Consider the following 19,652-nt stretch of genomic DNA (forward strand, 5'->3'; position numbering starts at 1 on the left):
GTTTAAACATTAATTAAAGTTTTTTGATTAATTGGTAAGATTTAAGTTCTTTCAGCTTAAGCAGACTGTTATTCAGACTTATAGCAGTCATCTCAGGAGAAAAAGTCATCTTTTAAGGATTTTATTATAAGATTTAATATTGCTTTCTTTTGGTTCATACTTGCATTTTAGGAGACTACCAATTCCTTAAAATATAAATTATGATTTCAACCAGATGTTACGTCAGGTAGGTTTAACCATCATGGTTTTGCAGCATCAGATTGCACTTGCTTTTCCGCGTTATAAAGCAGACTTATAATCTCGTCATAGGGTTTATCTTTATTATGTCGTGATCTTGCTACAGCTACGTCTCTTGGATTTCTTCCATCATTGGCCCTGATATTAGGGTTTGCACCATTTTGTAACAAGAATCTAACAACTTCTAAATGACTCTCACCTGCAGCATAATGTAAAGCTGTTCCTCCATACCTGCCAGTAGTATTGATATTGGCTCCTTTCTCTAATAGAAATTTAACAACCTTTAAACACCCTACATCTGCTGCATTATGTAGTACTGTAAAATCAGATATTTGAGTGTTATTAACATCTACTATATTTTCTACTATAAATTTTACTACTTCTAAACTACAACTCTCAGCAGCAGTATGTAATATTGTCTTATAGTTATTAGTAGCTTTAACTTTCACGCAGTAATAAGTAATAACAACACATACTATTGTTATCATAAGCCATAGAAAACTTAGATTGAGCTTTGCATTTTGATTTGGCTTATTCATACTTAAATTTTTATCTAATATTAGATGAGTAATTTACTTAATTTTCCTTAAGGCTATTGTTTATTTAAACTTTTTAATCCTCATTTATTTATCACAGCTTCTATCATAGTTCTATAGCCTGAGTTGTCTAAAATATGTTCTGCTTTATTTACTACCCATTCACCATCTATTTCCTGACAAAACCCTAAAAGGCTAATCTTAGTTTCTGCATGAAATTCAGGATTTCCAACTGTTGTTATATTTAATGTTACAGTACTACGTTTTAATTGGTTTAACTTTGTACTTGCTGCACTCATTGCTAACTCTGCACTGGAATAAACCTCCTGTAGAGTATAACTTGGACTTTCATCTCCTGCTTTTTCTTTTATAGTTTCTCCTCTGTTATAATCATACCAATTAGCAATTACAGAGCCATATCTACTACGCACAGTAAAATTTGCTTTCCAATTTAAAACATCTTTAGGAGTAAGTAATGTCGTACCTAAAACCTTTCCAGTTGCTGATTTTGACTTTCCTTTGGGAATAAAGATTATATATCCACCTATAGGCTTGACCGTTGCCCCATATTCTCTAGCTATTTTAGTTAAAAAACTCATATCACTCTCATTGGTTTGATAAGTATGCTGCACTAAGGTATCTTTGAACTCTGTAGCAACTTTAGCTCCATAACCATGCTTTCGTGCTATTTGTGTTACTAAATCACTTAAGGTAATCTGGTGCCACTGCTTTGACACTTGTTCTTTTAAAGACTTCTTTAAATTAGCCGCATGAGCTTTAATTCTTACTGTTTGTGGTGGACTTTGTATTATCACTTCATTTACTACATAAACTCCCATGGGAAATAACCCTGTCTCCTTATATCCAAGAAATACCTTTAAATTACCTGCAAACTCTAAAGCACCATTTTCATAATTAAAACATATCTCAGCTTCATCACTGGTAGTGCCAAGTTCATCAGTAATACGCAGCGATATTAACCTATTTTTCAAATTCTCTATAACAAAGCTTTCTCCTGTGATTATATTAAAATCAGGTATCATTTTAATCTAAAATTCTTACAATGGGCTTTTGTGACATCTTCTCAAGCTTAGGCAACTTAATTTTAAGTCCTGCAGGCAAAAAACTACCATATTCTGCAAGTCCAGGATTTTCCTCTAATACTTTTTCCACAGCTCCAGAAGTAAAGCCATAATACTGATAACAGATATAATCTAAAATTTCATTCTCCTGAGTATGGTAATACATAGCGTTTTAAACTTAAGCTAAATTCAATCTTTCTTGGCAAACCAGAAGGGAGAAAGAATCTTTGCCTTTCTTCTATATGAGTAATAACAAAATGCCCAAAGATAAACCCTGAAGCTTGGGCTAAGATATGGGGTATTTGCTTTACCTGTGACTCTCTCATGTCAACCAAATCATTAAAATGCAACTGCGGATAGATCACCCCTTCCAAATCAATATGTTCTATTCCTGAACCAATATTTTGTAACGATATTTGACTAATACACTCAACCGTATGCCAGCGTTGTTCTTTATAGCATCTTAAGCTTATTGGTGAGAATTTATATGGTCCAAGTGACAGCATTAATAAACCTCTTCTACTATATCAAAAAGGGCGCTACGTGCTTGTTCTCTTATTCTTCTTATAACTTCATCAGCAAGACTACGAGTGTCATGATTTGGTGCTGCTTGAATGCTGATATTAAAATGATTATGCTGAGTTTTATTTAAAGTTTTCTCTTCCTTATTTTCAAATTTACTCTTGATAAACTCTTTAAATATCTTGTCAGTATCGTCTTTAGAGTTACTCTCAGCAAACTTTTTCTCTTCAATAACGCTATTTATTTTAAAATCTTTATTTCTAGAAAATTCCGTTAATACGCTGTTGTTTAAAGGAGAATTTATACTTTTTAAAGTACTATTTTTAGAAATATCGTTTTCACTTAATGAGCTTCTCCTTTTTTCAAACTCTTTGAGTGGGCTATTTTCAGAAAGCTTTTTTCCAACAACACTTTTCAGTGGAGAAACAACAGTATTACCTATCCAAGCAAAAGCCTCACCAATGGGTTTGATAATTGATTTAATATACTCCCAAAAACTAGCAAAGAAACTCTTTACTTTCTCCCAATTGCTAATCACCAGAGCTGCACCAGTTACAAGTCCTGCACTAATAATCCTATAGGATTGCTAATTATTGCTAGAGTTATCGCTCTAAGTCCCATTACTACTGCTGGAAATACCGATGAAGATAACGCAGTAAATGCTAAAGCTAATGGTCCATGCATAATAGCAGCTAAGGCTAAAGCTCCACCTTTAATAAAAGTGAGGGCATAACCTAGTCCTATTACCACTATTTTAAAACTAATCAATGCGGTAATAATACCCATAATTGCTGTAGTTATTTTGGGATATCTCTCTGCAAATTGAGCTGTGCTGGTAGATATGGCTTTTAAAGCTCCAGTGATTGTATTTAAAGTGGGAAGCATAACTGAACCTAAATTCATTCCCACTTCTGCTATTGAATTTTTAAGCAATTGTAGATTATTGGCTGTAGTACTTGCACGATTGTCAAACTCTTTCTGCATAGAATTTTCATAGTCTCTTTCTTGAGCAACCAGCTCTATAGCTTTTTTATATTTATCTAAACTACCAATTAACAAGGCAATATCATCTTGATACTCAAGTCCAAAGAGCTTGTATAAGATTTTAGAACGTTCCTGGCTATCTATTTTTTCTAGTGCTGCAAGAAATTTCATCATTGCTCCTTGGGCACTAGATTTGATGGCTTCTTCAAGCTCTTCTGCGCTTAACTCCATTTCCTCCAATGTCTCTTGGAATTCCCTACTTTGTTCTCCTGCAGTTTGGAGTTTACTGAGCATAGCATTTATTGCTGTTGCTGCTTTGGCTGGTTGTTTACCTAAACTAATAAAACTGTTAGCTAAACTACTTGCCTGAATAATATCCAAGCCAAATTGTTTTGCTGTACCACCAACCATATTTAAAGTTGCCACCATTTCTCTGGCTTTGGCTGCAGTATTGTCAGATAAATGGTTTATCACATCACCAACTTTACCCATTTTATCAATGCCAATATTATAAACATTGGAAAGCTTAGCAATGGCATCACCCGCTTCTTCTGCTGACATATCAAACGCAGTGGCCATTTTAGCTACTGTATCTGTAAATTGAGTAAGATCTTCTTTTGCAATACCAAGCTGACCACCACTAGCAGCAATTTGAGCAAGTTCTGCTGCAGATAACGGTATTGTTCGTGACATTTCTTTTAACTTATTGGCAAATTCGATGGCTTCATTTGTTTGCTCCTTGAATTCTACCACTTTCTTAACATCAGCCATAGCAGATTCAAAGTCAATAGCAACTTTAAGTGGAGCCGCAAGTGTTATTCCTAATGCGACAGCATCTACCATTTGAGATCTGAGGTTTGCTCTTTGTGCTAAAACTTCTTGCTGTTTCTTTATAACTGAACCAAGTGCATGATAACGACTCTTTAGCTTTTCAGTTGATGCTCCGAGTTTAAGTTGATTGCGAATCAAAGATTCTGTATCTTGGCCACTTTTTCTTATTTCTAGATTTAATTGGTGAAGAGCTTCTCTTTTTTGCAAGTAAGCTGCTTTTGCCTTAGATGTCGATAACTTAACCTTATTAAATTCTGTTTGCAGAGCTTTACTTGGATTTTCACTGAGCTTAATCTGCTTAGCTAAAGACTTCACTTGTCCTTCTAAGTCTTTCCAGGATTTTTTGGCAATAAGTGAGTCACGAGTTAATTGTTTAAACTTAGATGCTGATTGCATTGATAAGTCAAGTTGCCTAATTGTACTACCAAGACGAGAAAGTTGAGCACTACTTCCTGCCATAGTACTACTAAAACTACCATCAAGTATAGCACCTATTTTGATAGATAATGTTGACATTTTATTTCTACTCCAACTTTAAGCCAAAGAATGAATTCTTCTATTTCCATATCTAAAAACTGCTCAATCCCGCCACCTGCAACAGAACTGAGTAACAGTACATTTAACCTTAAGTCCTTTGTGATGGAAAAAAACCTCTTAATACTTCCTGTATTTTGACATAATCAATAATATCCAATTCTTCAATAGTTTCTTTGATCACAGAAGCAAGGTTAGCAGTTAAAGCTACTTCTCTTGCCAGATCACTACCATCAAGACGATCTATAGCTAAGTAATCTCGCACTTTTGGACGTCTGAGAGTCAATTCTGAAATAGAAGTGCTGTCGATTGTAATTGGGTTGTTAAGTGTTATTATGTTCATATTATCTCCTATAAATTTAGTAAAAAGTTTTTTCAAGCTTTGCGACTTATTTAATTGTTTAAATTTTAAATAAATTCTATATGCCTAAAGCTGTTTGCAATAAAGCCATCTGATCAATACCGTTAATCTTACGCATCATATTTTCAGCATCGATCTCAATGAGTTCCTTACCTCCTATGGTAAGTTTATAATAATGAGCATTGACCATACATTTAAGAGTTGCTTTCTCTCCAGGTTTCCAACTACCAAAGTCCAGCTCTCTAAAAGTACCTCTTAAATTGATCACCACAGCTTCAACATTATTATTTCCTTGCAGTCCTCCTCTTAGAGTTAAAGGTACTGAATTGCCATCTGTTAAACCAAAAAGTCTGAAGAGCTCGGTATCATACTCAGCAAAAGTAAACTCAGCTTCAAGCTTTTCCATCCCCATATCAATACTTACTGGGATATCCATACCTCCGGCTCTATATTCTTCTGTTTTAATAGTGAGTTTAGGTAACGTGATTTCATCAATACGACCAGCATAACCCCGACCATCAACAAAGATATTAAAGTTCTTTAAGATTTTTGGTAACATAAAATTTATCCCCCTATTTAAATTTTAAAATATCTCTTTTATATTGCTATCAGCTAAGTACGAACGGAACGTTATCTGTTCAGCTGGATAAGATGGAGTAAACTCAAAATCAAAGTAAACTTTTCCACTTGTAATGTTTGTGAGAGTATTAAGCTCCGGTGAAGGATAACACTTACCAGCAAGAATTGCTCCTTTAGCTTTTAAATGTGCTAAGTAAGAATTAACACTATCAACAACATCATCAATGTAGGTTTTACTAATGTTACGATCAACTGCCCAAAGATGAGCACGCAGAACACTATCATTGATTAAATCAGCTGTTCGTCTTACCGATAAAAATGCCCATTTAGGATCAGAAGAGCAGGTTCTATTGCCCCATAATCTATAGCCATTTTGATGAATAATGGTTGCAACTTCATTCTCATTTAAATAATTAGCTCGAGAATTTAAATCACCTAAAGTAAAATCTATAGCTCGACTCGTGCCAAAAGTACCATTTATCTCTTGATTTGAAGGTGACCACCAAAAGCCATGCTCATTATCAACTTTAGCAATAAGCCCGGCAACAAATGGACTTGCAGGTAAAATTTCTTCTTTGCCCTCAATAAAAACCTTAACCCAAGGATCAACTACATAAACTCTACTACTATCAATGCTTTGACGATATTTAATTGCTTCTTCATCATTAGTATTGGGACCATCAGCAACTATAATTGCTCTGAGCTTCTCAGCTATGGGAATTAGAGCGCTAACTACTGGATTTTTAGGCTTTTCAGTATTTGATTCTGTTTTGGGTAATTGCTGAGTAAAATGAGGAGCAATCAGTATTCTTGGAGTTACATGCACTATACTTTCACTACTTAAGAAAGCTTCAATACCTTGATAATCTCCAGTTTCTTTATCTATTCCTCCGATAATATTTTTAAGTGTTTCACCATCTTTTAAAAGAGGATCACTATTTTTACCTTCCTCAACCCTAATAACTATTACTGTTGCTCCAATTTGGGCAAAGATTGCATTGATCGCTGCAGGTAGAGTACCTTTTTTCCCGAGTTTAGCTGCTTCTTTTAAGCTTCCTGCTATCAGCGATGGTTTATTTAACGGAAACATCTTACTATCGCTGTCTGGAGCAGTTCCAATAACGCCAATTACTGCTGATTTACTGGTACGTATTGTCCTTGGACCTGAAGTTATTTCAACAACATTGACTCCATGGAAGAATTGGTCATTCATATTTATCCTTCTGATTAAGTTAAAGAGACTTGAATTTCTTTGACAAAATTATCGAGAATGTTTTGTAGCTCTTCATCAGTTTTAGCCTCATTAATCTTTTTCTTAGCTAGGCTTTCAAACTCTTCACATTTTATTATGGCCTTTATCGCTTGGTTTGCTTTCTCTTGGATAAGTTTAGCCATCTCAACTACCGATATGTCACGTACTTGAGCTAAAGGCGTGATAATTTCTGTATCTTTATTATTTAAAGGTTGTTTTGCTTCTTCTGCTTTGAGAATATTCCCTGCAGCTTGAGCTTGAATATCATATGACTTGGCTTTGTGATGAGAATAACCCACGTATGGTCCAGTATAATTATGGAAATAAATATTAAGACTCGTAAGTGCTGCAGATTTAGCATTCTGTAATAATTCTAATCTTACATCTTCATCACTACACTCTGTAATTTCTCCATTTTCCGTTAAACAATAGCTTTTCTGCCAGCTAAAATCTCTTGGCGCCTCATACCAGCCATCACCTTCTCGCTTACTTTCAAGGGTGGTGGCTTCAACTTGTTTATTATTTACAAAACGAATATAAATAGGCATTTTCTAGCTCCAAATCTGATAAACATATTCTAATCCTGGGCACTGCAAAGCCCGAAGTGTTCTCTCTTTATCAATCTCAAGTCCAGTAGTTAAAAAGTTACTACGGAAGTTATAAATACCAAAGTACATAAATTGGGTATAATAATTGTTAGTATTAGTGTAATAATATGGTGAGGTATAAAGCACAATTGCTACGGTCTTCTCTGCCGGAATAACTATAGTAGCTGAGCTTGATAATTCTGTACTTGTGCTATTATGCTTTTGCACATTTTTCCAAGTCACTGTTGAAGTCTTTTCTTTATTAGGATTGATGGCATCTGGGGTACCAACAAATACTCCTGCACCCTCATAACCAGAACTCCATCCCGATGAACCAGTAAAATTTAATGTTCGCGTTATATCTTCTTTACTGGTGTTCTTAACAAAGATTACTCCCAGTAATGCATATGGATATTGATACACGTTTGTACTTACAGCATAACGCAAATACATCTCCTTATAAAGAAATGTACCATTTGTCCCTTGAAGAAAATAAAGTTGTGGTGGCTTATAAAAACTACAATATTTAGTACTTTCCTTATGAGCCCCAGCAAGAAAAGCAAGCATGTAATTAGCACCGGTTGTACTGCTGTACCACTGACCAAGTTCACTAGAGAAGTTACTTGATCCCCAATTATCATTATATCTATTTAATATTCCAAATAATAAAGGTAATGATCCCGATGCAATCATACTACGGCTTTTTATTTCCTTGCTTAAATCATCAACTGCACCTTTGATTTGATCTAAATTCCCACTACTATCAATTGCGGCAATATTTGCATCTTTTCTCGTATCAAGTAATGACAAGCCTTCTATACTTTTATCATCGATGTTTTTTAATGATTGTTTTTCCAACTGAGAAATAGCAGTTAAAGCCTTATCTTTAGTGGTATCTAAGTTATTTAAATGACCTGTTACACTCTCGAGAAGTTCTTTTAATTTCTCATCAGTTGTATTTACAATATCAAGAACAGTGCTCTGTCCTGCTATAGATTCAAGAGATTTAGCAAGATAAGCAAGTTGATCTGCTGTACTATCTGCAGCTAAATCTTTAAGTCTTTTATGTAATGCATAAACTACTTCTTTAGCAATGGTCATTTATTACCCCATAAATTTAAAAAAGTTTCAAAACTAAAACGGGCAAAAGCATCTTTTAGGTTTAAATGTTCACTCTCTTGCAAGCTAATATCCTCATCTACTTTTACAATGGTTTTACGGATACGCACTATGTCTTCAACCGTAATATTATCTGGATGTGGTAAAGGGTATCCACGTTTGGTTTCTGACATACTTTTAAGTTACTACAATTCTTAGATTTCTAACTTTAGGGCGATATAGAACTGTACCACTTAAAACTAACTTCACTTTAGTACTGTGAGCATTAAAGTTTTCTAGCACATGAGTTCGCTCCACTTGAGATTCCCCTATAGGTTTACCAGCAGTTAAATCAATCAATTGCCATTCACCATCAGCTTTTTGCAAATAAACTTTAACATCAGCAGTGCCTGGAAGAGTAGCATCATAAGTAACCGTAACCTTAGTATCTATCCCTGCAGGAATACTTCTAGTAACATAATCTGCAGATTCTAAAAGATTGCCCAGAACTAACTGCACTCCTGGATAAAGAACCGGACTTTTCTTCTCTGATCCTTTAAGACTTACTTCTACTTTTAATTCTCCAGAGAGTCTTGAGCGTAATATTAAAGGTAAATTGTCAGATAAATGATGTGCCTCGCCGTTCTCATCAGTCAACAAAACTTCAGCATTAGTATCAAAAGCAACTCTTTCAATATTGGCTAGAACTATTAAATCTGAAATTTTGTCTACAGTGACCTTACCAAGATCAATAGTGTGGGTATTCTCAGTAAATCTTGCTGCTAAGAGTCTAAAAGTTAAATCCAAGTTTTGATGGGGAGTCCAGGTACTAGCATTACTAGAAGAAAGTAATACCCCTATCTGATAAGGTTGACTGACAACAAAACGACTATTTACTGCATCATACTTTCCTACTTCCGCTATTTTCACCGCAGTATTAGCATCATCAGTCAGAACAACTAAAGCATATTCCTGTCCAGCTTCACAAAATACTGGGGACCAAACAGCACGTGTTGCACTACCATTAGTATTAATATCATGTGGTTCAATATAACTTTCAGCAATGACAGTTTGAGATGGTGTGCCAATACTAGTTTCACGAATTTGTAGAACAACCCGCTTTGTTCCACTATTTGTAAACCATAAATCTACACCAGCAATGTGCCTACTTTCGCTTAAAGTAAAAGTTTGAGCTAAAGGATCAATACGTTTGGTAGCTATGACTCTTCTACGCTCTTCAGTAGTGATTGTTCCTCGGCTGGTATAAGTTGCTTCAGCGTAACTACCTTGATTACCAAAAAATTGTACGAGCTTTGTCCCTGCGGGAATATTACTTGGTACGGTAAATCTTCCTGTTATTTTTCCTTGGTTATCAGCTATAAGTGGTGTAACTGCATTCATACTTTTAAATTTCAGGTTTAATACTGATGGAGTCGAGTCTTAATTCTTTGAGTTCTTCATGAGGAACAAAGCCTTCAAGCTCAAAACTTTGAGTAGCCTGACGCATAAAGGCGATTTGATTACTTCTACTACTTACAAATTCTGTGCTGTTATTAACACTAAATCTACTAGTGATAGAACTAAGCCAATTAGTTTTAACTTCTGTCCAATGATCAACGCTTAAGTTAATTGTAGCTTTAGCGGGCACAGGATCAAAAGCTTGATAAGGATTAATTTTCATTTCTTTGGTTTGTAATAGTTGTTCTAATACTGGTTCAAGCTCATAGGGAAGAAGATAAGGCTTTGCTGCTTGCTCAAGATTAACTACTGTAGCAGTAATAGGTAGAGTCAGTTCTTTATTTACAATTGCTGCTGTTTGGGCAATGCCTAAATCACGCATATCATCATCAAAAAAAGGATCAACAAATACTCCTTTCTTAGCAGTGGGCTCTCTTAAGCTTGCATCACTACGTAAACGCTCTTCGGCAACTAAAGCATAAAGATCACTGATACTTTTTTTCATGGCCTCCAAGTCATTCATAGGTATGGCATAAATAGCATTATTGATTACCTTAGGTTGTTCTTCCTCTTGCCATTTTTGCTGAACATAACTAAGAGCAAGTTGTCCTACTGGAGCCTGGGGAATGGATGGTTGCCAAGGATGGGCTATGCCCTTTATTCTTCTAATTATCCCTTTGCTATCGATAGTGATTAAATCATATCTTGGCATTTTCCAGCTATAATCAACTAGAACTAAAGTACCGTCAACTGCGCCAGTTATTTTACCACCCAACTCGTTTAAATCATGAGGAGTAGCATAAGTACGACAACGATAAGTGATTTGATAGCTACTACCTGGTGCTGGTTCTTTACCTGGTAATGACCAATCAACATCTCCAGCATGAAGTTTATAGTCTACAGCATTTTCATAAACAGTGTCCCCCTGTTTTATTTGAATAATCTCAAGCACAGCTGAGTCGGGTATAGGATCTACTGCTCCTGAATACGAGCCATGAGTCATGGTGATGGTTTTTTGTACGGTAATATCAACCTTTTTAATTTCAGTGATAGGTGAATCATTTAAAACAAGCTCCATTACTTTTTTACTATCTGGCTGAAAAGTATGAGGCTCTGAGGCAACAGCTTTAATATCTGGATCTTCATCAAAGTAGACACGTTTACTATGAGGTAGAAGGGTTTCATAACCATCAACATGAGCTTTACCTTCACTGATCATGAATACTTGTTGTTTCTTGCCATCCTTATTTTCTCTAGCTAAAAATATTACCTCAAGGCCATTTACCACATAAGAGCCATTAGCTTCACGATCATAACGAGCAAGAGCTGTGGTAACTACATTTGCTTGCGGTGGGGGAGAATGCTGAATGAGAACCCCATTTTCAATATGATAAATAGGATAGAATTCCAAAGTAGAGCTTTGAGTTATGCCATCAGCCTGATATCCCCAAGTAATAGTGCTTTTTAGTCTTGCTGCGCCAACTTCTTGATAATTTCTTGTACCAACTGCAGGATCACGCAGACTTATATCTTCAAGCTCTGTCACTGTTAATTCAGTATAGTAAATACCAATACGCACTATAGTATTTAGGGGAATGATAAACTCTGCAGCTTCAACTACTCTTACTGAACCACGAAGATAAATTTTACCAAGCTCAAGAGTGACATTACCAGTCTCTTCATCAATAATACAATTAGCCCCAGAGATAATATCGCCATCACTGAAAATCGCATCTCCTATACCTTTAAGTTTAAAGAGAGCATAATCTTGAATCTCATTGAGTTCTGCTGACTGTAAGCCTCTCCCTGCTAAGAATAGACTACGTTCATATCTCTTTTCTGGATTGAAACGATTGTAATAGCTATTAAGTGTCATAAAACAAAAAGAATTCAAAAAGTAACTACAAAGGAAAAAGTCTCTCTGGTAGCAGCAGTTCTGATAAGTGGTACTGTGTGCTCTAAAACCAATAAAATGCCATGATCGATAATATCTTGCGGTTCAAAATATCTCTGTCCAGGAGGCAATTCTTCTTTCACTTTGGTACCAACCATAACTCCAAGTTCCCGTATCACTTGATTTGCAGCATCAGTAAAATCAAAAGTAAATTTGAGGTATAAGCTACCTGTTGGCAAAGAAGAAGGCTTAAATCTCCCAGTTGGAGTAATTAGTTCTCCCTCCTCATCACCGCTACAAAAGATAACTTCATCAGCAGTACGTCTACCCACCTCATTTATCAATTTTGTTGAATTAATTAGTTCTGGTGGCGTGCTTTGGGTGTATTCTAAGGTTATGGTATCATCTGCTAAAATGGAGCTATTTTCTCCACGTTTTACTATCCCAGTACTACTATCAACTAGATAATCCACACTTGCTTTATAGATTACTTCTCCTTTAAAAACCTTAACATCTTTAACTGGGTAATGGTCAAGCTTGATTTCGCCCTTTAAAAAAGTTTTCTCAACTTTGTGGTTACTTTCCCAAGAAGCATCACCTGTTCCCCAGGCAAGATGTATAGGTTGTTCTTTTATACTTAGTGCTATTGCTGCTCGACCTGACTGGGTGAGAATTGACATACTTTTATTCCTCCTATTATATATAATCAACTTTTCTCTGCAATTTGTTCAGATTTTTCTATAGAAATTTAAAAAATATTTCTATGAGATATTGTTCATACTATAATAAGTATGTTTCTTCTGTTTTTTTAAAATGGATTACATTTATCCTAATCGAGAATTCTGGGAAAATGATCTTGAAGTCCCTGCTACTGATTTGTTATCTCATTTTCAAAGTGCTAATACCTGTAGACTTTGGCTTAATTCTCTCACCGGTAAGCAATTGAATATCATTTTTCAATACCACTTAAATCATCAGCAACAATTATTTGTTGGTAGCTTTTATCATGATGGCAGATCAGCTGAACAAAAACGTAATATACTCAACGGTGGTTTTGACTTTCTGTTTCGTTATTATTTAGTTAGCTACTTTAGCCATGCCAAGTCAGAATTAGCTGTAGTTGAAGTGGCAAGATCTATATTAGATAAAGACCTTATGGAAATATTTTTGCTAAAGGATAAGAAGTATGACAAGAAGTCTCTATTATTAACTCTTTTTGTAACTAATTTTAACTTGTTGCAACAAATCTTTCACTTCGATAAAGTACAAAAGAGAAGTTTTTCATCCTTTACTTTAAAAAATCCTCCAAGACAAAAGACTGCTACATTTAAAGACTTTGTATCAAAAGAAAAAGTGCAGCAAATACTAAAACAGCATGATCTTACTGAAAATGACAACTTTGAAAGTCAATTCCAGGGTTTCTTTTTCTATCAGAACCGTATTTACGTATTTATACGTCGTGCTAGGGACTTAGATTTAATACTAAATTCAAATCAAGTAGTACATGGTTATAAGCCAGATTGGATTATAATTGATTTCGCTCTTAATGCTAATCAGGTAAATTTATGTACTAAAAGTATTAATCAAGGCTTAAAAATAACAAATAGTATTGTCAGTCAATATTTTGAACGTGAATGCTTATTTATTGATACACACAATCATAATATGGCAATGCAAGTACTTACATTCTTAAAGGCATGTGTACAAAAATCTGTACCTAATGTCTGTATGTTTGAATTAAAATTTAGCTCATCTGAACCTAAAACTTACCTTACTTTAACTACCAATGATGTTCAAGAGTGGCTGCAAAAATTAGAGCCATCTGTTGGGAATGTATTACATGATATTACTCTGATTCAGCATGTAAAAGTAGTGTTTCAAAATAAAAAAGTTACTTTGTCTTTTCAAGCAAATATACAAGATCCAAATTATATAGCAATTAACTATTCAGAACATATACTTAATAAAAAAGAACGAGATGATTTTAAATCTTTAATTAAGGATACTTATGGTATTACTGTCTTATCAAGAGCAAAAGCACTTTCAAAATAGAGAAATAGTTAATGCTATATTAATGAATGGATCTTGGATAAATCCTAAGAAGGGCTATTTAGAAGCTGCTAAATACTTAAGTAAGCTTGGATTTATTGAGTTTGAAATATCATATTTTGTTATTTGTGCTAACGAATTGGATCTTGATTTTCCAGATGTATATGATTCTGATTGCAAAAATCAGATTATAATTGCCCATGACTTTAATGAAGACTGTGATGATTTGAGCTGTGAAGATTGTGGTCGTTATATTTTGCCTAATACTTATAAAAAACAAAGATCTCTTGTACTTTCTATCAAACTCAATATAGAAAAAACAGTAAGTTATTTTGAAAGTTTATTAACTGGTCTAATATGGCAAAAAGCTGGAGAAGGAGTTTACCATATTAGTTTTCAAAGTAGAATAGTTAGTATTGTTATACCAGTTTTATGTACTGATACATCATATTTAACTGCAGATAGATTAAGAATTAACCCTACTGTTTTAATAACCCTTGGGACAAGAGATCTTAAATTATTACTAAATTTGTATACTATCTCTATGGCTGATCTAATTTGCAAGCATGAAACTTTAAGGGAAATATTACTCACAGCAGTCGAAAAAGGAATACCGGAACTATTACCTAACGTTTCTTTACAAGCATTAGATTATTATCCTTATGTACCACTGCAATACGCTCAACCTATTCCACCAGAGAAAATCTTACAACTACAAATTCAAGGAAATAACATTTGTATTAATAATATAGGAGTTATTGATAAACACTCAAAATCTGGAAATATATTTTTTATTCTTTTAGAACAATTTTAGCAAGATTTTAAGGAAGGAATTCCTAAGGAGCAGTATAAAGCTTTAAGTGTTGGGGAAATTGCAAATAGGATAGGAAATATTTTCGATGTAGAACAGCAAATTCGTAAACCAATAAATAGAATGCAGAAAAATATAACAGAGAAATTAGCTAAAACCTCAGGGTTAAATGTAAAAAGAGATGATGTTATTCAAACTTTGCCATGGTCAGCAATGAGTGGCAAGGAATATGGCTACAGACTTAACCCATTTATTCTCATTTTTAGAAAGTAGTCTATCTAAATTGTAATTAATAATGATTTAACCTCTGATGAAGAAAAATCTATAATTCCTCCTTTATTTGTTCCAATTTTATTCAATATGTTCTTTGTTCGTGCAAAATCGAGATTGGCAAGATCACAAACCACCGCAAAAGATTGAGAATTTATCCATCCTTGCGCTTCTTTTCTTAGCTTTTGATTTTTTCCTAATAGATCTTGTATGGCCTGGATAATAACTGCAGACCATAACCTTCCTTCATCATATTTCATTACCAATTAACCTGAGAATTTTTGATAAAATCAGTGTAAGCACGATGCTCTGGGGTTATAACTGCAGCAATCTTATTCTTTTCTCCATATTCATCAGCTGTAACTCCTATCTTTACTAAGCATTCTAGGCCATTTAAGTCACCAGTAGCGTTGATCTTACGGGCAAGCACTGCTTTCTCTGAGGTGTCATGCGGATGAATATTACGTGCAGACTCTAAAATGCTTCTAATCATAGAGCGTCCCATCTCTCCCCATCTATCTTCACCATCTGCTTTACTACTTTTAATTCCAATGATTTGATAGATTCTATGTTTCGCATATGGACCTTCAGTTACAATAAATTCAGTATTGAGATAAACACTTCCAGTGGTCCTACTTTTAGTTAACCAACAGTCGCCATCATAACCTCCAGGCTGAATGACTATTTGTACTTTAGCTATTGTACCTGCAGGAATGAGATTGCTTTGTGATTTTGCTGTATTGAAATCAGTTAAAAGATCTTGCAACATATAATTTCTCCTATGAATTAAATTTTAAAATTAAAAAAGGTTAATGATCCCATTGCTCTATAAGCTGCCAAGAGCCAGAGGTTTTATCGATAAGCTTACTTGGTACACGTTCACCATTACGTAGTTCAAACACTATCTGACGTACATTACTCTCTTCATCCTGAGAAAACATAACCATGCCAGTACTGTAGAATCCCCTTAAAGATCCAGCTCCACTTAACCCTTGAAATGGGTCTTCTTCGAGCATTTTCTTAGATAATTTCTTTGTGTGGTGGGTCAGTATCATACAGGCATCTGGACTCACAGCACTACGTAAACTTTCAAGAGTTCTTTGCAAGAAGAATAACATGGCGCTATTATCATTTTCATTGCCATATTCACTGCTAAAGATATTACGAAGAGGATCAATCGCCAAAATATCAGGTCTAAAGTGTTCTTTTACAGTTTCCTTTATTTGCGTTATCTCTTCACTATTGAACGATAGATGTACCTTTGGGGTAATAATTAAATTATTAGCAGCTATATCTAAAAGTTCCTTATCAAGTTTAAGCTGTTGTAAGCGTTCCTTCATGTAGGGATATTCAATTTCGGTTTGCATATAGAAGATCTTCAAAGGTTTACTTGGTGTCATTCCAAGAAAAGAAACTCCAGCGGCCATATGTACTAACCAAGAAATTAAAAAATCACTCTTACCAATCTTAGGTGGACCTCCTAGTACCAATAATCCTCTTTGGGTTAAGATTCTTGGCGAGATGATATCTTCTGGTATTGGTGACTTATCGTTTAAGTATTCTTTGACGGTGAAGAATGGTATTTTTTGTCTATTAAAATCAGTAAATTGTCTCATAAGGTTTACACTCCTTTTGTAGTTGAAATTGTGGATAAAGTTTTGTTCTTAATTTTGTTCAGCAGCTTACCTAAATGTGGTTCTTCAACCATATCAAGACAGCCACTACGATCTTTAGCTGGATATCCCCAGGAATTAATAGCATGACAGATAAAAGAACGTACTTCCTTGCCATCTTCTTTTTTAATTCCTACCATGCTGATAACTTCATCAACAATACCGGGAATTTCACTGGCAGTTTTAGTTCCTTCACACTGTGGTAACCAAGTTGGACGATTAAAATCATCTAAGTATTGTCCAAGAGTACCAACCAAAATGATGTCTTTACTAGGAATATGTTGAAATTGATTCAACCAAGCCATCATCTCTTGAGCAAGTATGCCATATGCTGCTCTCATGTCTTGTTTACCTGTTCTCTCAGAAATTGCTTCTGGTTGTAATTTAGCCCATAGAAGACTTAAGCGTGAGGCAACAGTTATGCTATCAATGAAAATGCATCGGTACTCAGAGAGTTTTGCTAAAAGATCTCCATACTTACCTAAGATGTGATCATAGTGTCTTTGGCTATAAGCTTGATCAGCTTTAAGTGCAGGATTTGCACCACCGATAAGACAAGCAATATCTCTTGCTTCATTCCAAGTACGAATATTGATTGAATCTCCCTGCCAATCCTGTACGGCCAGTAAACCAGCTTCAAAATCAAGACACAGTGTTGGCTTATCTAAAGTCTTAAGTAAACTAGTCTTACCAATGCCATAAGGTCCAAAGATGACTATCTTCACCCCTGTTATTGTTTTTATTCTTTCTTCACTATTTGTAATTTTTAAAGTCATAATTTTATTCTCCTCTCATAATATATAATCAAGAAATGACGACGATTTGTTCACCTGTTTTTACAAATATATTTTTAAGTGAGAAAGTTTAGCTCGTATTTGTCTTCTGATGTGATAAACAGTTGTTCTTGATATTTTATACATTTTAGCAATTTCACAGATGCTATAAGATTGAAGATCATAACAAATGTTCTGCCAAAGTTTTGGTAATTTTGAAATTGTTGTGCTTATATCAATATTTGCTGCTACTTTATTTTCGAAGTGACTACTTTTGTCAATAACATTACCTAATTCTGTGATATCAATGAATAATATCCCGGCTTTACTATCACGTTTAGCGCATGATTGCTTGCGTACAAGATTTATAGCACGATTTTTAATAATGCTATGAATAAATGCATCTTGACTGCTTTCATCACCACTATATTGGTTTAAATCAGACCAAGTTTCGCACAAAAGCTCTTGTTCTATATCTTCAATACTGTAATCAGCAAAACATCTGAAAGATTTAAGTCGTCTAGCACGGTTCCTTATTTGTTTAATAATTTTAGGGTTAATGCCTAAATAGCGATTGTTTGATTTCATGGCGATTCCATAAATTTATATGGTTTAAGGATGAAATCTATTGCCCTGGTTTTGTACGGCACGAGAGAAATTCTTTCCCCCATATGTAAAAGTTAATCACTTGATATTTCAGGATTTCTTTCCAGTTTATCCCCCATCTGCAAAATTTGTTCAGACATTGAAGTTATTATGCTGTTTTAATAGTACTTATTCTCATATCTTATGATGGTTTTATTTAACCAATAATTAATCTTTAATTAATACTTAAGCTTAATAATTTTATTTATATCATTAATAGATATAAAGTATGGGGGTGAAATGACAGAGAATAATAATATAAAAACTTGTGATAAATATGAGGAATATTTTGAAGGATTAAACAATATCGGTAAAGATCTCGATGAATTAAAAAAGTCTTTTGATGATGAGTTAATATGTATACAAAAATCAGTGAAAGAGGATAAAAAAAGCTATCCTATATTTCAAGATGATAAAGCATTTGATGTATTCAGAAGGCTTTGCAAACTTAAGTTACTTGAGATAGTAAAAGATACTTTTAAACTAACAAAACATGACATTAAAGCCATAAATAAGGTTATTGAGCAAGATAGATTGAACATAAATGCACAAGATGTACATCATCTCTATAAGCTTGCCGACAAATTTACAAAAGATGATATACAGTATCTTGAAAAAGTTGCTTCAATGTATGAAAAAGAGAGTATTGAACAGCTAAACAAAACAGAAGCAAGCAAAGCAGGATCAATTAAATCATTGTTTACAAGAATATTTGAAACAGTAATAAGAAAGCTTCAACATGGAGAAAAATTAGTTGAACTTAAAAGCACAAAAGAACAGCAAAGTAGTTTTATCAGTCATCTGCCAGAAAAGAGTTTAAATGATTTAACTGATTTCAATTTTGCAAAGGAAGAACATAAACTAGAAAATTCTTCAGCTAAAATGGATGCAAAAAGTAACTTAATTGATTTAAATACCACTTTTGATCAAGTAACAATAACTAAAATAAACAACAAGCAATTAAGTCAGTAATTCTTTTGGATTATATATTTCAGTAAAAGGAAGCAATAAGCTCAAAACAGCGCTACAATGGAATGATATTAAAATCTATTTAGATAGTAGTGCTGTTCATTGAAGTTAAACTTAAAACACACCCAAACCAACTAAAAGCTAAAGGCAAGATAATGATTACAAGCTATATGCCATTTGCTGACGTTTTAAGTTATATTATAAGCGTAAGTTTATAAAAAGTATACAATTCATGCTGAAATAACATAATGACTCTAAAAACATCACATTTAAAGCAACATAAACTCTACTTACTCATATCTTTAATACTTTTAGTTTAGTAACTTAGCAAACCAGCTAAACATTAGCAATGTTAGTAGAATTACTTTGAGAGTGCAATAGTATTTAAAAAAAATCTAAAAGTTCAGTAGATATGATGTTTTCATGGGGGTAGTTTTAAAACTTTATTATAGATTGTTTGTCTTTGCATTCATTTTTAATTCTTCTGTTAAAATAGACTTTTTATTA

The 19,652-nt window shown here is 34.1% G+C and carries 24 protein-coding genes; 4 read left to right on the forward strand and 20 right to left on the reverse strand.

Translation table 11 applies throughout. From position 1 onward, the window contains the following. Positions 1-239: 239 nt before the first annotated feature. The 15 genes from AACL09_RS00500 to AACL09_RS00570 all read right to left on the reverse strand — a co-directional run bounded on the left by AACL09_RS00500 (position 240) and on the right by AACL09_RS00570 (position 12,635). On the reverse strand, positions 240-776 hold the full coding sequence (locus AACL09_RS00500) for an ankyrin repeat domain-containing protein (protein ID WP_339047996.1): 537 nt from the start codon (positions 774-776) through the stop codon (positions 240-242). A gap of 80 nt (positions 777-856) precedes the next feature. Then, positions 857-1,816 carry a phage late control D family protein gene (locus tag AACL09_RS00505; protein ID WP_339047998.1) on the reverse strand — a complete coding sequence of 320 codons (960 nt, stop codon included), beginning with the start codon at positions 1,814-1,816 and terminating at the stop codon, positions 857-859. Position 1,817: 1 nt separating this feature from the next. After that, entirely contained in the window at positions 1,818-2,021 is a 204-nt protein-coding gene (locus AACL09_RS00510; RefSeq protein ID WP_339048000.1) for a tail protein X, read from the reverse strand. Continuing rightward, a complete protein-coding gene (locus AACL09_RS00515; protein ID WP_339048002.1) occupies positions 1,996-2,361 on the reverse strand; it encodes a phage tail protein in 366 nt (121 codons plus the stop codon). Before AACL09_RS00515 ends, AACL09_RS00510 begins: the two co-directional genes overlap by 26 nt. Further along, on the reverse strand, positions 2,361-2,915 hold the full coding sequence (locus tag AACL09_RS00520; protein ID WP_339048004.1) for a hypothetical protein: 555 nt from the start codon (positions 2,913-2,915) through the stop codon (positions 2,361-2,363). The genes AACL09_RS00515 and AACL09_RS00520 overlap by 1 nt, the downstream gene beginning before the upstream one ends. A 14-nt stretch (positions 2,916-2,929) precedes the next feature. Then, positions 2,930-4,708, reverse strand: a complete 1,779-nt coding sequence (locus AACL09_RS00525; protein ID WP_339048006.1) for a phage tail tape measure protein — start codon at positions 4,706-4,708, stop codon at positions 2,930-2,932. Positions 4,709-4,817: 109 nt separating this feature from the next. Beyond that, complete coding sequence (locus tag AACL09_RS00530; protein WP_339048008.1) at positions 4,818-5,069, reverse strand: phage tail assembly protein; 252 nt, start codon at positions 5,067-5,069, stop codon at positions 4,818-4,820. Between the two features lie 76 nt (positions 5,070-5,145). Further along, positions 5,146-5,646: a phage major tail tube protein gene (locus tag AACL09_RS00535; RefSeq protein WP_339048010.1), complete on the reverse strand. Its 501-nt coding sequence runs from the start codon at positions 5,644-5,646 to the stop codon at positions 5,146-5,148. A gap of 24 nt (positions 5,647-5,670) precedes the next feature. After that, a complete protein-coding gene (locus tag AACL09_RS00540; protein ID WP_339048012.1) occupies positions 5,671-6,879 on the reverse strand; it encodes a phage tail sheath subtilisin-like domain-containing protein in 1,209 nt (402 codons plus the stop codon). Between the two features lie 14 nt (positions 6,880-6,893). After that, complete coding sequence (locus AACL09_RS00545) at positions 6,894-7,466, reverse strand: hypothetical protein (RefSeq protein WP_339048014.1); 573 nt, start codon at positions 7,464-7,466, stop codon at positions 6,894-6,896. A gap of 3 nt (positions 7,467-7,469) precedes the next feature. Beyond that, positions 7,470-8,606 carry a hypothetical protein gene (locus AACL09_RS00550; RefSeq protein ID WP_339048016.1) on the reverse strand — a complete coding sequence of 379 codons (1,137 nt, stop codon included), beginning with the start codon at positions 8,604-8,606 and terminating at the stop codon, positions 7,470-7,472. Then, positions 8,603-8,797 (reverse strand): hypothetical protein, encoded by a 195-nt coding sequence (locus AACL09_RS00555; protein ID WP_339048017.1) that lies wholly within the window; start codon positions 8,795-8,797, stop codon positions 8,603-8,605. The genes AACL09_RS00550 and AACL09_RS00555 overlap by 4 nt, the downstream gene beginning before the upstream one ends. A gap of 4 nt (positions 8,798-8,801) precedes the next feature. Then, positions 8,802-10,004, reverse strand: coding sequence for a hypothetical protein (locus AACL09_RS00560; RefSeq protein WP_339048019.1), 1,203 nt, complete (start codon positions 10,002-10,004; stop codon positions 8,802-8,804). Positions 10,005-10,008: 4 nt separating this feature from the next. Further along, complete coding sequence (locus tag AACL09_RS00565) at positions 10,009-11,937, reverse strand: DUF4815 domain-containing protein (protein WP_339048021.1); 1,929 nt, start codon at positions 11,935-11,937, stop codon at positions 10,009-10,011. A 14-nt stretch (positions 11,938-11,951) separates the two neighbouring features. After that, positions 11,952-12,635 carry a hypothetical protein gene (locus tag AACL09_RS00570; RefSeq protein ID WP_339048023.1) on the reverse strand — a complete coding sequence of 228 codons (684 nt, stop codon included), beginning with the start codon at positions 12,633-12,635 and terminating at the stop codon, positions 11,952-11,954. Positions 12,636-12,768: 133 nt separating this feature from the next. On the opposite strand from AACL09_RS00570, the gene AACL09_RS00575 reads away from it, so the two are divergent. The 3 genes from AACL09_RS00575 (at position 12,769) to AACL09_RS00585 (ending at position 15,088) form a co-directional block, all read left to right on the forward strand. Beyond that, a complete protein-coding gene (locus AACL09_RS00575; protein ID WP_339048025.1) occupies positions 12,769-14,007 on the forward strand; it encodes a hypothetical protein in 1,239 nt (412 codons plus the stop codon). Then, positions 13,964-14,818 carry a hypothetical protein gene (locus tag AACL09_RS00580; protein ID WP_339048027.1) on the forward strand — a complete coding sequence of 285 codons (855 nt, stop codon included), beginning with the start codon at positions 13,964-13,966 and terminating at the stop codon, positions 14,816-14,818. The genes AACL09_RS00575 and AACL09_RS00580 overlap by 44 nt, the downstream gene beginning before the upstream one ends. 120 nt (positions 14,819-14,938) lie before the next feature. Continuing rightward, a complete protein-coding gene (locus AACL09_RS00585; protein WP_339048029.1) occupies positions 14,939-15,088 on the forward strand; it encodes a hypothetical protein in 150 nt (49 codons plus the stop codon). Positions 15,089-15,093: 5 nt separating this feature from the next. On the opposite strand, the gene AACL09_RS00590 is transcribed toward AACL09_RS00585, so the two are convergent. The 5 genes from AACL09_RS00590 to AACL09_RS00610 are packed head-to-tail and all read right to left on the reverse strand — an operon-like array spanning position 15,094 to position 18,119. Further along, on the reverse strand, positions 15,094-15,345 hold the full coding sequence (locus tag AACL09_RS00590) for a hypothetical protein (protein WP_339048031.1): 252 nt from the start codon (positions 15,343-15,345) through the stop codon (positions 15,094-15,096). Further along, positions 15,345-15,854, reverse strand: coding sequence for a hypothetical protein (locus AACL09_RS00595; RefSeq protein ID WP_339048033.1), 510 nt, complete (start codon positions 15,852-15,854; stop codon positions 15,345-15,347). The genes AACL09_RS00590 and AACL09_RS00595 overlap by 1 nt, the downstream gene beginning before the upstream one ends. Before the next feature lie 40 nt (positions 15,855-15,894). After that, the gene (locus tag AACL09_RS00600; RefSeq protein WP_339048035.1) at positions 15,895-16,701 is read right to left on the reverse strand and encodes an AAA family ATPase; all 807 of its coding nucleotides are present in this window, start codon (positions 16,699-16,701) and stop codon (positions 15,895-15,897) included. Positions 16,702-16,706: 5 nt separating this feature from the next. Then, entirely contained in the window at positions 16,707-17,534 is an 828-nt protein-coding gene (locus AACL09_RS00605; protein ID WP_339048037.1) for an ATP-binding protein, read from the reverse strand. Positions 17,535-17,594: 60 nt separating this feature from the next. Beyond that, a complete protein-coding gene (locus tag AACL09_RS00610) occupies positions 17,595-18,119 on the reverse strand; it encodes a sigma-70 family RNA polymerase sigma factor (protein WP_339048039.1) in 525 nt (174 codons plus the stop codon). Between the two features lie 297 nt (positions 18,120-18,416). Here AACL09_RS00610 and AACL09_RS00615 point away from each other — a divergent pair, with 297 nt between their 5' ends. Further along, positions 18,417-19,148, forward strand: coding sequence for a hypothetical protein (locus AACL09_RS00615; RefSeq protein ID WP_339048041.1), 732 nt, complete (start codon positions 18,417-18,419; stop codon positions 19,146-19,148). Positions 19,149-19,652: the final 504 nt, after the last annotated feature.

The sequence above is a fragment of the Candidatus Mesenet endosymbiont of Phosphuga atrata genome (genome assembly GCF_964020175.1).
GTDB lineage: Bacteria > Pseudomonadota > Alphaproteobacteria > Rickettsiales > Anaplasmataceae > Mesenet.

Excerpts from the sequence above, each read along its gene's own strand:
- AACL09_RS00500 (WP_339047996.1), bottom strand. The coding sequence starts at position 776 with ATGAATAAGCCAAATCAAAATGCAAAGCTCAATCTAAGTTTTCTATGG.
- AACL09_RS00505 (WP_339047998.1), bottom strand. The coding sequence starts at position 1,816 with ATGATACCTGATTTTAATATAATCACAGGAGAAAGCTTTGTTATAGAG.
- AACL09_RS00510 (WP_339048000.1), bottom strand. The coding sequence starts at position 2,021 with ATGTATTACCATACTCAGGAGAATGAAATTTTAGATTATATCTGTTAT.
- AACL09_RS00515 (WP_339048002.1), bottom strand. The coding sequence starts at position 2,361 with ATGCTGTCACTTGGACCATATAAATTCTCACCAATAAGCTTAAGATGC.
- AACL09_RS00525 (WP_339048006.1), bottom strand. The coding sequence starts at position 4,708 with ATGTCAACATTATCTATCAAAATAGGTGCTATACTTGATGGTAGTTTT.
- AACL09_RS00530 (WP_339048008.1), bottom strand. The coding sequence starts at position 5,069 with ATGAACATAATAACACTTAACAACCCAATTACAATCGACAGCACTTCT.
- AACL09_RS00535 (WP_339048010.1), bottom strand. The coding sequence starts at position 5,646 with ATGTTACCAAAAATCTTAAAGAACTTTAATATCTTTGTTGATGGTCGG.
- AACL09_RS00540 (WP_339048012.1), bottom strand. The coding sequence starts at position 6,879 with ATGAATGACCAATTCTTCCATGGAGTCAATGTTGTTGAAATAACTTCA.
- AACL09_RS00545 (WP_339048014.1), bottom strand. The coding sequence starts at position 7,466 with ATGCCTATTTATATTCGTTTTGTAAATAATAAACAAGTTGAAGCCACC.
- AACL09_RS00550 (WP_339048016.1), bottom strand. The coding sequence starts at position 8,606 with ATGACCATTGCTAAAGAAGTAGTTTATGCATTACATAAAAGACTTAAA.
- AACL09_RS00555 (WP_339048017.1), bottom strand. The coding sequence starts at position 8,797 with ATGTCAGAAACCAAACGTGGATACCCTTTACCACATCCAGATAATATT.
- AACL09_RS00560 (WP_339048019.1), bottom strand. The coding sequence starts at position 10,004 with ATGAATGCAGTTACACCACTTATAGCTGATAACCAAGGAAAAATAACA.
- AACL09_RS00565 (WP_339048021.1), bottom strand. The coding sequence starts at position 11,937 with ATGACACTTAATAGCTATTACAATCGTTTCAATCCAGAAAAGAGATAT.
- AACL09_RS00570 (WP_339048023.1), bottom strand. The coding sequence starts at position 12,635 with ATGTCAATTCTCACCCAGTCAGGTCGAGCAGCAATAGCACTAAGTATA.
- AACL09_RS00575 (WP_339048025.1), top strand. The coding sequence starts at position 12,769 with ATGGATTACATTTATCCTAATCGAGAATTCTGGGAAAATGATCTTGAA.
- AACL09_RS00580 (WP_339048027.1), top strand. The coding sequence starts at position 13,964 with ATGGTATTACTGTCTTATCAAGAGCAAAAGCACTTTCAAAATAGAGAA.
- AACL09_RS00585 (WP_339048029.1), top strand. The coding sequence starts at position 14,939 with ATGCAGAAAAATATAACAGAGAAATTAGCTAAAACCTCAGGGTTAAAT.
- AACL09_RS00590 (WP_339048031.1), bottom strand. The coding sequence starts at position 15,345 with ATGAAATATGATGAAGGAAGGTTATGGTCTGCAGTTATTATCCAGGCC.
- AACL09_RS00595 (WP_339048033.1), bottom strand. The coding sequence starts at position 15,854 with ATGTTGCAAGATCTTTTAACTGATTTCAATACAGCAAAATCACAAAGC.
- AACL09_RS00600 (WP_339048035.1), bottom strand. The coding sequence starts at position 16,701 with ATGAGACAATTTACTGATTTTAATAGACAAAAAATACCATTCTTCACC.
- AACL09_RS00605 (WP_339048037.1), bottom strand. The coding sequence starts at position 17,534 with ATGACTTTAAAAATTACAAATAGTGAAGAAAGAATAAAAACAATAACA.
- AACL09_RS00610 (WP_339048039.1), bottom strand. The coding sequence starts at position 18,119 with ATGAAATCAAACAATCGCTATTTAGGCATTAACCCTAAAATTATTAAA.
- AACL09_RS00615 (WP_339048041.1), top strand. The coding sequence starts at position 18,417 with ATGACAGAGAATAATAATATAAAAACTTGTGATAAATATGAGGAATAT.